An 11453-nucleotide genomic window follows, 5' to 3' on the forward strand; every position below is an offset into this window, starting at 1 on the left:
CCGGTGGCAGGTACTGATACGTCCTCGATCGCCGGACGGTCCGATCTCTCGGACCGTCCGGCGATCTGCGTTCGGCGCCGCCCCGCCGGGTCAGCCGAAGATCACGCAGGATGCGGCGGGCGCCTCGAACGAGCCCGCGCGGGACGGGACTCCGGATGCCGGATCGATGTCGAACCAGGTCACATCGCCGGAGTGCTCGTTCGACACGTAGAGCCTGCGGCCCGCCGGGTCCAGCGTGAGGTCACGCGGCCAGCGTCCGCCGCAGTCCACCGTGGTGACCAGAACGGCCTTCTCACGCGTCTCGTCGAGCGTCAGGACGGCGATGCTGTCGTGCCCGCGCACGGCGGCCCAGAGGTACCCGCCGTCGTGCGAGACGACGATCTCGGAGGCGTAACTCGCCGCCTCGACACCGTCCGGGAGGACAGGCGCCTCGCCGACCGGCTCCAGCGTGCCCTTGTCCGCGTCCCAGCGGCAGACCGTGAGGGTCGCCTCCAGTTCGTTCAGTACGTACGCGTGGGTGCCCGCCGGGTGGAAGACGAGGTGGCGCGGTCCCGTGCCGGGGCGCAGCGCGGTCTCGCCGTGCGGGGTGACGTCGCCGCTCGCGGCGTCGACGGCGCTTGTCCGTACGGAGTCGGTGCCCAGGTCGACGGCGAGCAGCCACCGTCCGCTCGGGTCGGGCAGCACCTGGTGGGCGTGCGGGCCTTCCTGCCGGTCGGGGTTGGGTCCGGTGCCCTCGTGCTGGAGGATTCCGGCGGCGGCGCCGAGGGTGCCGTCGGCGTGGACGGGCAGGACGGTGACGCTGCCGGAGCCGTAGTTGGCGGTCACCAAGTGCCCGGCGGCGAGGGTGAGATGGGTGGGGCCCGATCCGCAGACCGGCACCGGCTCGCCGATCATGCGCGGCGCCGACGTACCGCCCGAGGCGCGGGGGGTGACCTCGAAGGCGGCGGCCGCGCCCTCCTCGCCCTCGGAGACGGCGTAGAGCACCGAGCCGTCGGCCGAGAGGGCCAGGTAGGAGGGGTCGGCGAGGGCGTCTGTCGCGCCGAGTTCCGTCAGCGCCCCGGTGTCCGCGTCCACGGCGGTGGCGATGACGCCGCGGCCTCCCGCCGAGGTGAACGACCCGATGTAGGCCCGCCCGTCGCTCCCGCCGGCGCCGCTGCCGTCGCTCCTGTCGCCCACTGTCTGTCCCCTTGTCGCTCGTTCGATCGCTCGGTGCGTCCGTGAGTGGTGCGCGTGCCGCACTCGCGGCTCTTTCCGGCCGACGGTAGCAGGCGGTCTAGACCAACCGGCCGCGTCGGGCGCTGCCGCCTGAACTACCCAGTCCGGCGGCCGGTTCACCCTTTCGGACGGGCCGGAAGCACTTCTCCGCTCAGAGGGCGTGCGCGGGGAGCGCGACACCGGTGAGGCGTTCGGCCTCCGCCCACAGACGGGAGTTGACCGCAGGGTCCTGCGCCCTGCGGGTCGTACGCGCCGTGGCGGTGGGGCCGACGAGGCTGAAGCGTCCACTGGGGCCGTAGTAGCCGGCGGCGACCGCGTCGGGGCTGGTCGCCGCGTACAGCAGCGGTTCGGTGCCCTGTTCGACGCCCTGCGAGGGCAGGAGCCCGTTGAGCAGGGCGGATGCGCGGGACGGCCGGGCGCCGCCGAGGCTCGCGCCCGCCGTCTGGAGATTGGTACGGGTGAAGCCCGGGTGCGCGCCGGTGCTCAGCAGGTGCCAGCCGCGCTCGGCGGCGATACGGGCGAGTTCCCTGATCAGGATGAGGTTGGCGAGCTTGGACTGCGCGTAGGAGCGGTTCGCGCTGTAGCTCCGGCTCTCCCACTGGAGGTCGGAGAAGTCGATCTTGCCGTAGTTGGCGGTGCCGCTGCTCATGGTGGCCACGCGCGGGGCTTCGGCGGCGAGCAGCAGCGGGAGGAGCCGCACGGTCAGGGCGAACGGGCCGAGGAAGTTGCTGCCCATCTGCAGCTCGAAGCCGTCGGACGTCTCCATCCGGGAGGGCGGGGCCATCACTCCGGCATTGTTGACCAGCAGGTCGATCGGGGCGCCGTCGGCGATGAGCCCGTCGGCGAACGCGGTGACGGACGCCAGGTCGGCCAGGTCGACGCGGCGCACGTCGAGCTTGGCGTGCGGGTGCCGCGCCAGGATCTCGTCGCGGGCCTGCTCGCCCTTGGCGACCGTACGGACGGCCATGACGACGTGCGCTCCGGCGTCGGCGAGACGGCGGACGGCTTCTTTGCCGGTGCCGCTGTTGGCGCCGGTGACAACGGCGTGCTTACCGGTCTGATCAGGGACGTTGTACATGACGACTCCTTCGGGTGGGTTCGGGTGCGGCGGACGGCGACCGTAGAAGACCGCCGGTCTCTTCCCTTCCGAAGCTAGCAGACCACCGGTCCGATAACAACAGACCGCAGGTCTGTAGACTCGTGCCATGGCACACACCTTCCAGCGCGCCCGCAGCGAGGAGCAGCGCGCCCAGCGCCGACAGGCGATCCTCGACACAACGGCGTCGATGCTGGCCGAGATGCCGGTGGCCCAGGTGAGCCTCAACGAGCTGAGCCGGCGCGTCGGACTGGCGAAGTCGAACGTCCTGCGTTACTTCGAGTCCCGTGAGGCCGTACTCCTCGAACTCCTCGACGTCGCGTGCCGGGAGTGGCTGGAGTATCTGGAGGGCGCGCTCCCCTCGGGCGTGGACGCCGACGCCCCACTGCCCGAGCGCGGTGACCGGGTGGTGGCCGTGCTCGTGGCGTCGCTGGCGGACCGTCCGGTCCTGTGCGACCTCACCAGCTCACAGGCGGCGGTCCTGGAGCGCAACGTCTCGCCGGCCGTCGCGGCGGAGTTCAAGCGCACCGCGATCGTGAACGTCGGCGCGCTGGCCGGTCTGATATGCGCCCAGGTGCCCGAGCTGGGGGGCGAGGACGCGGGGCGGTTCGCGGCCGTCTGCGTCATGACGACCGGGGCGGTCTGGACCCACGCCCAGCCGTCGGCCGCGATGCTCGCGGTGTACGAGGCGGAACCGGCGCTCGCGGCCATGCGGATCGACTTCGCGGCGACGCTGCGGGAGGTGCTGGAGGTCATGCTCTCGGGGCTGCTGGCGCGTGCGGCACGCTGAGGTGCTCGTGGGCACGTGTGTCACCTGTGTCACGTGGAGAGCGGGCCCGAGGCGCCGATCTCGTACTGCGTGATCTCCATGCTGAGCACGACGGGGGACGGCTGCGACTCCCGCGCCGTACGGGCCAGATGAGCCGCAAGATGTTCCTGTGACTCCCACCGCTCGTACACGTTGACGCGTCCGGGCTCGACGGGGTCGGCGGCCACCACGTAGTCGAGACAGCCGGGTTCGGCCCGCGCCCGCCGCTGCACCGCCTCGAAGCCCGCGAGGAAGGCCTCACGGCCGTCCGGATCGACGTAACCCTTACCGGCGACGATCAGCATGCCGGGCCTCCGTGGTGTTCGGGGGTGCTGCGTGAGCCATGCCTGGACCGGTTGGATTCTCCCGCGTGCGGGGCCGGCGGCATACGGCGGGGCCGCTGTCGTCATGGGGAACTGTCGTACGGAACCGTCCAGGCCCGCGCACGTCGTCGCGGAACGGGAGGCGACGAGGACGCCGCGGCCGAGTGGACGGACGAGGCCAAGCGCCTGTCGGCCCCGCCCGCCGAGATGGTCGCCACGAGCCGGCGCCCGGGCGCCTGACCGGGACGGATGGCGGCGGGGTTGGCATGCTGGGAGCCATGAGCACCGCGCGCACCCCCTCCGCCTCCGCCGCCCTCTCCGTCGTCTTCGATCTCGACGGCACCCTCGTGGACAGCGAGCCGAACTACTACCAGGCCGGGCGGCGACTGCTCGCGCGGCACGGCGTGGACGACTTCAGCTGGGAGCACCACACCCGGTACATCGGCATCAGCACCCGCGAGACGCTGGAGGCGCTGCGCGCGGAGTACGGGATCGAGGACCCGGTCGACGAGTTGCTCGCGGTGAAGGACCGTCTCTATCTGGAGCTGGCGCGCGCCTCCACCGAGGTCTTTCCGGAGATGCGGAAGTTCGTGGAGCAGTTGTACGCGCAGGGGGTGCCGATGGCGGTGGCCTCCGGCTCGTCCCGCGCCGCGATCGAGGCCGTGCTCGGCGGCACGGGGCTGGAACCGTACTTCACGCTCGTCGTCTCCGCCGAGGAGGTCCCGCACGGCAAGCCCGCGCCCGATGTCTTCCTGGAGGCGGCGCGGCGCCTCGGCGCCGACCCGGCGGACTGTGTGGTGCTGGAGGACGCGGCACCGGGCGTGGCGGCGGCGCGGGCGGCCGGGATGCGGTGCATCGCCGTTCCGTACGTGGCGGGTACCGCCGACGATCCGGCGTTTCGCGGGGCGGAGCTGCTGTTCGCGCGTGGGCAGGGTGAGTTCACGGCGCGGGCGGCCTACGGCTGGCTGACCGGGACGGAGCAGGGCCGGGAGTAGGCACGCGGGTCCGTGGGAGGGCCCGGAACGCCACGGCGATGTCCAGCCCACCCTCCGGTCCCGGTACGGCGGTCAGCTCCGCGCCGTGCGCGGTGGCGACCGCCGCCACGATGGACAGGCCGAGGCCGAGACCGTCCGGGCCGCCCGCCCGGGACGCGTACCGCTGGAAGGGCTGGAACAGCGTCTCGACACGGTCGGCCGGGATGACCGGTCCGCTGTTGATCACGCGGAGCACCGGCCGCCCGCCCTCCGTGCCCGTGCTCACCCGCACCCACGCGTCGGCACCGCCGTCGTTGTGGCGCAGTGCGTTGTCCACGAGGTTGGTGACCAGCCGCTCCACCAGCCGTGGCTCTCCCGGCGTCCACGCCGGTGCGAGTGACCGCTCGATCCGTACTCCGTCGGGCGGCGCGGCCCGCAGCGCGTCGGCGACGACGGGCGCGAGATCGGTCGGCCGCCGTCTCTCCAGGCCGCGCTGGCTGCGGGCCAGCGTCAGCAGCGCCTCGATGAGACGTTCCTGCTGCTCCCCCGCCGCCAGCACCCTCTCGCACACGGTGCGCAGCGACCGCGCGTCCGCCGTCGGGTTGGACAACGCGACCTCGATCAGGGCGCGTTGGAGGGTGAGCGGGGTGCGCAGCTCGTGCGAGGCGTTGGCGACGAAGCGCTTCTGCGCGTCGAAGGCGCTGTCGAGGCGGGCGAGCAGACTGTCGAACGTGTCGCCGAGGTCCTTGAGTTCGTCGGCGGGGCCGGTGACGGCGAGCCGTTCGTGCAGGTTGCGTTCGGAGATACGGCGGGCCTTCTCGGTCATGGTCCGCACCGGGCGCAGTACGCGGCCGGCGGTGAGCCAGCCGAGTACGACGGAGACGGCGGACATCAACGCGAGGGCCACCCCGGACTGGACGAGCAACTGGTCGAGTGTCGCTTGCCGTTGCCGGTCTGCGTCTCTCCTCATGGCGTGGCGTATCGCCTCGCTGTCGAGGGGTGGCCCGCCTTCCATGCCGCTGCCGAGGAGGAAGACGCGGGGCTTGCCGCCGCTCGCGACGAGGAAGTACGTGATGGCGAGGAGCGCGGCCCCCGAGAGGAGGAAGAGCGCGCCGTAGAGGAGGGTGAGGCGGAGCCGGGCCGTCCACCGGATCCGGCAGAACGGCGAGCGCGGGCGCCGGACTTGGCCCGGACGCCGGACTCGCAGGGGGCGCCGCGTTGGGCGCGCCCGCTCAGATGCGGTAGCCGGCATGCGGCACCGTCTCGATCACCGGCGGCTCGCCCAGCTTGCGGCGGAGCCTGCTGACCGTGACCTTGACCGTGTTGGTGAAGGGGTCGGCCGCCTGGTCCCAGGCGCGCTCCAGGAGTTGTTCGGCGGAGACGACGCCGCCCTGGGCCGCCAACAGCAGTTCGAGTACGGCGAGTTCCTTGGGTGACAGTTCGAGACGGCGTCCGCCGCGCCGCGCGGTGCGCCGGCTCGCGTCCAGCGAGAGATCGCCGTGGGTGAGAACCGGTGGTACGGCCGGCTGGGCGCGGCGCGCCAACGCCCGTACGCGCGCTATCAGTTCGGCGAAGGCGAACGGCTTCGGCAGATAGTCGTCGGCGCCGATGCCGAGGCCGTCGACCCGGTCCTCGATGGTGGCCGAGGCGGTCAGCATCAGTACGCGGGACCGGCCGCCGCGCGCCACCAGGGCGCGGCAGACGTCGTCGCCGTGGAGTCCGGGCAGGTCGCGGTCGAGTACGACGACGTCGTACTCGTACACCGCCGTCATATCGAGAGCCTGTGGTCCGTCGTGGGCGAGATCGACGGCCATGCCGTCCTGCCGCAGGCCGGCGCCCACGGTCTCGGCCAGCTCCCGGTGGTCCTCGACGATCAGTACGCGCATGTCACACAGCATGCAGGACCAGGGGTTACAGCGACATAACAGCGTGCGTTCCCGCCGTGTAACCGCCCGGTCGATAGATGTTGCGCCATGACCTACTCATCCAGGCGCAAGAGTGCGCGCATCCTTCCCCTCGTCCCCCTGCTGCTCGCCGGAGTGCTCCTCACGGGCTGCTCCGACGACGGCTCGTCCTCGTCGGCCGACACCGGCTCCGGGCCGGACGCCTCCCCCACCAGCCCCGAGGAGCGGACTCTCGCGTACGCCAAGTGCATGCGGGAGAACGGGGTGACGAAGTTCCCCGATCCCAGTGAGGGCGGCGGTATCAGGCTCGATCCGAGCAGCGGTGTGGACCCCGAGTCGCCGGAGTTCAAGAAGGCACAGGAGGCTTGTGTGGAGCTGTCGCCGCAGGGTGCGGGCGGCAGCGGCGGCGCGCTCGACTCGACGAAGGTCGCCGCGTGGGCCGAGTGCATACGCGAGAACGGCGTACCCGAGTTCGCCGACCCGAAGATCAACGGCGGTTCCATGGAGATCACCATGGCCGCGGGGATGAACCCCGACGACTCCACCTTCCAGAAGGCCATGGACAGTTGCCGCGACAAGTTCCCCGGCGGCGGCGTCATGATGAAGCGGGGCGGCGGCTCGTGACCTCCCAGCACCCGGCCGACGGCACGCCGCCGGACGGCTCCGCGGACATCCAACCTCCGGACGACTCCGCCGACATCCGGCCCGACGCGACCGCCGAGCACGACGGCCCCAGGCGCCGTCCGCTGCGCGCCTCGCTCATCACCTTGGCCGCTCTGACGGTGGTCGCCGCCGGTGGCGTCGGCGCGACGGGCGTACTGGGCGGCGACGGCGGGGAGTCCGCCGCGGCCGCACCCTCCCGGCCGGCGAAATCGGCGACGGTGGAGAAGACCACGCTCACCCGCAGCGAGACCGTGGACGGCGCGCTCGGGTACGGGGACGCGACGACCGTACAGGCCCCGGCCACCGGAGGTGGTTCCGGCACTCAGGGGTCGACGGCCGGCGGCGCCAACAGCGGCTCTGACACCGGCTCCGGGACCCTGACCTGGCTGCCGGACGTGGGCGACGAGATCGAGCGCGGCGAGCCCGTCTACAGCGCGGACGAACGCAAGTCCGTCCTGCTGTACGGGTCCACCCCGCTGTACCGCACTCTCGACGTCGGCTCCGAGGGCAAGGACGTCCTGATGCTGGAGCGCAACCTCGCCGCGCTCGGCCACACCGGCTTCACGGTGGACGAGGAGTTCACCGGCACGACCGCCGACGCCGTAAGGGCCTGGCAGGAGGACCTGGACCGGGAGGAGACCGGCGAGGTGACACCCGACGACGCGGTGGTGGCGCCCGGCGCGCGGCGCGTCGCCGAGGTCAAGGCCACGCGGGGTGGTGCCCTGACCGGTGAGGTTCTCACCTGGACCGGCACCGGACGCGTGGTCACCGTCGATCTGGAGGTGCGCTTCGAGGGCCTCGTCAAGGACGGTACGAAGGCCACGGTGACGCTCCCCGACGGCACCGTCGTCGCCGCGAAGGTGACCGACATCGGCGCCGCGGCCACCGCCGCGCCCTCCGACAACGGCCAGGACGCGAGCGCCGAGGACGCCACCCTGCCGGTCGAACTGACCGTCAAGGACCAGAAGAAGCTGGGGCGTTACCAGGCGGCGCCGGTCGATGTGACGCTGAGCGCGGAGAGCCGCGCGAACGTACTCGCCGTGCCGGTCAACGCGCTGATCGCCCGTCAGGGCGGCGGCTACGCCGTGCAGGCGATCACCGACGACGGTGTCGAGAACCGTCCGGTGGAGCTGGGCCTGTTCGCGGACGGTCTGGTCGAGGTGTCCGGCACGGGCATCACCGAGGGCCTGCGCGTGGGGGTGCCCCAGTGACGCCGGCCTGGCCCGTCGTTGAGCTGACGAGTGTCTCCAAGACGTACGGAGAGGTCGCCGCGCTCGCCGACGCCGAACTCGTCATCGAACAGGGCGAGTTGCTGGGCATCGTCGGCCCGTCCGGCTCCGGCAAGTCCACCCTGCTGAACATCATGGGCACGCTCGCCCGCCCGTCGGCCGGCACGGTGCGCATCGACGGGCATCCCGTGGCGGAGCTGTCCGACCGCGAACTGTCCGCGCTGCGCGCCCAGTCCATCGGCTTCGTGTTCCAGTCCTTCCATCTCGCCCCCGGCGTACCGGCGTTGGACTCCGTCGCCGACGGACTGCTCTACAGCGGCCGTTCGCGCGGGGAACGGCGCGGGCTGGCCGAACGCGCCCTGCGCCGGGTGGGTCTGGGGCACCGGCTGCACAACGAACCGCATCAGCTGTCCGGCGGTGAGAAGCAGCGGGTGGCGATCGCCCGCGCGGTGCTGGGAGATCCGCCGCTACTGCTCGCGGACGAGCCGACGGGCGCGCTGGACTCGAAGTCCGGGGCGGTGGTGATGGAGTTGCTGCACGAGCTGCACCGGGCCGGGACGACGGTCGTGGTCATCACCCACGACCGGGACATCGCCGCCTCGCTGCCGCGCGAGGTACGGCTCAAGGACGGCCGGGTCGAGCACGACTCGGCCGTGGCGGCGGGCACGTACGCGACCACGGCCACGGCCACGGCCACGAGCGATCATGTACGGCGAGGGGTCGGCGTATGAGTACGAGTACGGCGGCTCCCCCACGTCCCGCGCCCGCCCGCCCGCGCCCCGCCCGGCTCGGCGCCGCCGATGTCGTACGGGTCGGCGGTTCGGGCCTGCGCTCGCGCCCCATGCGGGTGTTTCTCTCCGCGCTCGGCATCGCCATCGGAATCGCGGCGATGATCGGCGTCGTGGGCATCTCCACCTCCAGTCAGGAGGAGTTGAACCGGAGGATGGCGGCGCTCGGCACCAATCTCCTCACCGTCGGCCCCGGGCAGTCCTTCGGCGGCGACCAGGCGTCTCTGCCCGACGAGTCGGTCGGGATGATCGCGGCGACCGACGGTGTGGAGTCGGTCTCGGCGATCGGCCGCACCGAGGCGGCCGTCTATCGGACCGACCACATCCCGAAGGAACAGACGGGCGGCATCGGCGTGTTCGCCGCCCGAATCGATCTGACGAAGACGGTACGGACGGACGTCGTGGACGGCCGCTGGCTCAACGCGGCGAACGACCAGTACCCGTCGACGGTGCTCGGCGCCAAGGCGGCCCGGCATCTCGGCATCCTGGAGGCCGGCCCGGAGTCCCAAGTCTGGCTGGGCGAGCGGTGGTTCACCGTCGTGGGGCTGCTGGCGCCGAACGAGCTGGCCCCGGAACTCGACGCCGCCGCCCTCGTCGGCTGGCCGGCGGCGGAGGACGTCCTCGGTTTCGACGGCCATCCGACGACCGTCTACACCCGGGCACAGGAGACGGCCGTCGAGGACGTACAGAGCGTGCTCGGCGCCACGGCCAACCCGCGCAGTCCGAACGAGGTGGAGGTCTCCCGGCCGTCCGACGCGCTGGCGGCGAAGCAGGCGACGGACGACGCGCTGTCCGGTCTGCTGCTGGGCCTGGGCGCGGTAGCGCTGCTGGTCGGGGGCGTCGGGGTCGCCAACACCATGGTGATCTCCGTGCTGGAGCGCAGGGCCGAGATCGGGCTGCGGCGGTCACTCGGCGCGACGCGGGGGCAGATCCGTACGCAGTTCCTCTGCGAGTCGCTGCTGCTTTCCGCGCTCGGCGGGATCGGCGGTGTCCTGCTGGGCATCGGTGTCACCACCGGCTACGCGGGATATCAGGGCTGGCCGACGGTGGTGCCGTTGTGGGCGATGGCCGGCGGTGTCGCGGCGACGCTGGTGATCGGCGGCCTGGCGGGCTTCTACCCCGCCGTACGCGCCGCCCGCCTGCCACCGACGGAGGCGCTGGCCGCGTCCTGAGTCACCGTCAACACCGTTCGGGCCGGGCCGAGTCGCACGACTCGGCCCGGCCCGGCCGATGTGGTCAGTCAGGCGCGGTCAGTCAAGCGGCTGAGGCCATTCGTTGGCGGGCAGCAGCTCACGCAGACTCGCCGAGGTGTTCCGGCCCAGGACCACCTCCGCGTCGATGTTGGCCGGGTCGATCTGCCGGACGAACTCCCGGCATCGGCCGCACGGCGGCAGTACGTGCAGGGCTCCTTCCTCGTTCCGCCACACTGCGACGGCTTTGAGGATCCGGTATTCGCGGGCCGTCACCATGGCGGCGATCGCCGCGTGCTCCGCGCAGAATCCCGTCCCGCAGCCGGTGTCGATGCACACGCCGGAGTAGAGCGCCCCCGAGTCCGTGACAAGGGTGGCCGCCACATCGCCGAAGAGGCGGTCGCCCACCCGGTGCGGGTGGAGCACCGCCTGTGCGGTGTCGATCAATTCGCTGTTCGAGGGAATCTTCACGCGACGAAACGCTACGTCGCCCCGCACCCCGCCCGCGTCCGTACAGGTCAGGTCCGGGTCAGGTCCGGGTCAGGTCCGGGCCAGGTCCGGGCCAGGTACGCGTCCAGCGCGCCGAGCCATTCGCCGGTGCCGTGCTCGCGCCACTCCGGCTTCTCGTACCCGTCGAGGAAGCTGCCGTCCGATCCAGCCCTCGGCCATCCGCAGCCCCGCGGGCTCGATGCGGCAGGTGCGCGCCCGGCCGACCTTCTCGGACCGGACCAGCCCGCACGCTTCGAGCACCTGGAGGTGGTGCGTATCAGGCGGTGCCGTCGGCCGCCGCGCGCAGAGCGGCGAGATCGATCTTCTTCATGCCGAGCATGGCCTTCATCGCCCGCTGGGCACGTTCCTGGTCGGGGTCGTTCAGCAGCTCGTTCATCCCGCCGGGCGCGACCTGCCAGGACAGGCCGTACTTGTCCTTCAGCCAGCCGCAGGGGCCCTCCTCGCCACCTGCGGAGAGCTTGTACCAGTAGTGGTCGACCTCCTCCTGGTCCGCGCACTCGATCAGGAACGAGATGGCCTCGTCGAAGGTGAACTGCGGGCCGCCGTTGATCCCGGTGTAGCGGAATCCGTCGAGCTCGAAGTCGACGGTGAGCACCGTGCCGGCCGGCCCGGGACCGGCTTCGCCGTAGTGGGTGATGCCGGTGATCCTGGAGTTCGGGAAGATCCCGATGTAGAACTCGGCGGCCTGCTCGGCCTGCCCGTCGAACCAGAGATTGGGGGTGATCCTCGGCATGGCTGTCTCCCGGTGTCGTC

General features: G+C 71.9%; 13 protein-coding genes. 6 read left to right on the forward strand and 7 right to left on the reverse strand.

Annotation, left to right across the window (positions count from 1 at the left end):
• Positions 1–90: 90 nt before the first annotated feature.
• Together ACFT9I_RS26060 and ACFT9I_RS26065 are read right to left on the reverse strand one after the other, a co-directional pair.
• A complete protein-coding gene (locus ACFT9I_RS26060; RefSeq protein ID WP_382568012.1) occupies positions 91–1176 on the reverse strand; it encodes a lactonase family protein in 1086 nt (361 codons plus the stop codon).
• Positions 1177–1366: 190 nt separating this feature from the next.
• Positions 1367–2293, reverse strand: coding sequence for an SDR family oxidoreductase (locus ACFT9I_RS26065; RefSeq protein WP_382568014.1), 927 nt, complete (start codon positions 2291–2293; stop codon positions 1367–1369).
• Between the two features lie 127 nt (positions 2294–2420).
• On the opposite strand from ACFT9I_RS26065, the gene ACFT9I_RS26070 reads away from it, so the two are divergent.
• On the forward strand, positions 2421–3101 hold the full coding sequence (locus ACFT9I_RS26070) for a TetR family transcriptional regulator (protein ID WP_382568016.1): 681 nt from the start codon (positions 2421–2423) through the stop codon (positions 3099–3101).
• A gap of 29 nt (positions 3102–3130) precedes the next feature.
• On the opposite strand, the gene ACFT9I_RS26075 is transcribed toward ACFT9I_RS26070, so the two are convergent.
• The gene (locus tag ACFT9I_RS26075; RefSeq protein ID WP_382568017.1) at positions 3131–3424 is read right to left on the reverse strand and encodes a putative quinol monooxygenase; all 294 of its coding nucleotides are present in this window, start codon (positions 3422–3424) and stop codon (positions 3131–3133) included.
• Positions 3425–3720: 296 nt separating this feature from the next.
• Between ACFT9I_RS26075 and ACFT9I_RS26080 the strand changes: the two genes are divergently transcribed.
• The gene (locus ACFT9I_RS26080) at positions 3721–4437 is read left to right on the forward strand and encodes an HAD family hydrolase (RefSeq protein ID WP_382568019.1); all 717 of its coding nucleotides are present in this window, start codon (positions 3721–3723) and stop codon (positions 4435–4437) included.
• Here the strand turns inward: ACFT9I_RS26080 and ACFT9I_RS26085 are convergent.
• Positions 4382–5668, reverse strand: coding sequence for a sensor histidine kinase (locus ACFT9I_RS26085; RefSeq protein WP_382568020.1), 1287 nt, complete (start codon positions 5666–5668; stop codon positions 4382–4384). The two genes, ACFT9I_RS26080 and ACFT9I_RS26085, sit on opposite strands and share 56 nt — an antisense overlap.
• Positions 5649–6302, reverse strand: a complete 654-nt coding sequence (locus ACFT9I_RS26090; RefSeq protein WP_382568021.1) for a response regulator transcription factor — start codon at positions 6300–6302, stop codon at positions 5649–5651. Before ACFT9I_RS26090 ends, ACFT9I_RS26085 begins: the two co-directional genes overlap by 20 nt.
• An 87-nt stretch (positions 6303–6389) precedes the next feature.
• Here ACFT9I_RS26090 and ACFT9I_RS26095 point away from each other — a divergent pair, with 87 nt between their 5' ends.
• Genes ACFT9I_RS26095 through ACFT9I_RS26110 form a run of 4 tightly spaced genes read left to right on the forward strand, consistent with a single transcriptional unit; the run spans position 6390 to position 10172 of the window.
• Complete coding sequence (locus ACFT9I_RS26095; protein WP_382568023.1) at positions 6390–6944, forward strand: hypothetical protein; 555 nt, start codon at positions 6390–6392, stop codon at positions 6942–6944.
• Positions 6941–8194, forward strand: a complete 1254-nt coding sequence (locus tag ACFT9I_RS26100) for a peptidoglycan-binding protein (RefSeq protein ID WP_382568024.1) — start codon at positions 6941–6943, stop codon at positions 8192–8194. The genes ACFT9I_RS26095 and ACFT9I_RS26100 overlap by 4 nt, the downstream gene beginning before the upstream one ends.
• Positions 8191–8943, forward strand: coding sequence for an ABC transporter ATP-binding protein (locus tag ACFT9I_RS26105; RefSeq protein ID WP_382568025.1), 753 nt, complete (start codon positions 8191–8193; stop codon positions 8941–8943). Before ACFT9I_RS26100 ends, ACFT9I_RS26105 begins: the two co-directional genes overlap by 4 nt.
• Entirely contained in the window at positions 8940–10172 is a 1233-nt protein-coding gene (locus tag ACFT9I_RS26110; protein WP_382568026.1) for an ABC transporter permease, read from the forward strand. The genes ACFT9I_RS26105 and ACFT9I_RS26110 overlap by 4 nt, the downstream gene beginning before the upstream one ends.
• A 78-nt stretch (positions 10173–10250) precedes the next feature.
• On the opposite strand, the gene ACFT9I_RS26115 is transcribed toward ACFT9I_RS26110, so the two are convergent.
• Positions 10251–10661, reverse strand: coding sequence for a cytidine deaminase family protein (locus tag ACFT9I_RS26115; protein ID WP_382568029.1), 411 nt, complete (start codon positions 10659–10661; stop codon positions 10251–10253).
• Between the two features lie 295 nt (positions 10662–10956).
• Positions 10957–11433 (reverse strand): VOC family protein, encoded by a 477-nt coding sequence (locus ACFT9I_RS26120; protein WP_382568031.1) that lies wholly within the window; start codon positions 11431–11433, stop codon positions 10957–10959.
• Between the last annotated feature and the right edge of the window lie 20 nt (positions 11434–11453).

This window comes from Streptomyces sp. NPDC057137 (assembly GCF_042670825.1).
Taxonomy (GTDB): domain Bacteria; phylum Actinomycetota; class Actinomycetes; order Streptomycetales; family Streptomycetaceae; genus Streptomyces.